The organism is Salinarimonas soli (assembly GCF_008386575.1).
GTDB classification, from domain to species: domain Bacteria; phylum Pseudomonadota; class Alphaproteobacteria; order Rhizobiales; family Beijerinckiaceae; genus Salinarimonas_A; species Salinarimonas_A soli.
On record NZ_VUOA01000259.1, the window covers coordinates 1 to 212 of the forward strand.

General features: G+C 60.8%; 1 protein-coding gene. It reads right to left on the reverse strand.

Annotated features, from left to right (window positions below; genetic code table 11):
• On the reverse strand, positions 1-209 hold a 209-nt coding region (locus tag F0L46_RS27555; RefSeq protein WP_368732177.1), incomplete at its 3' end, for a hypothetical protein.
• Positions 210-212 lie beyond the last annotated feature (3 nt).

Below are 212 nucleotides of genomic sequence, written 5' to 3' on the forward strand. Positions count from 1 at the left end.
GAACGGACGAACATTCCGCGCAGGGAAGCATCATCGCTGTTCTCTGGGACGGTGGACAGCGCCGTGGTCTCACCCGGGGTGAGGTTGCGGATCTCTTGGATCGGCAACGTCAGGTCGATCTTCTCCGGGGTGTAGGAGATCAACGGGGCAGTCACGCTGGTGAGGTCATTGCCCTGTGGCCATGTGAACTCTGCGTGCTCTTGCTTCACCGG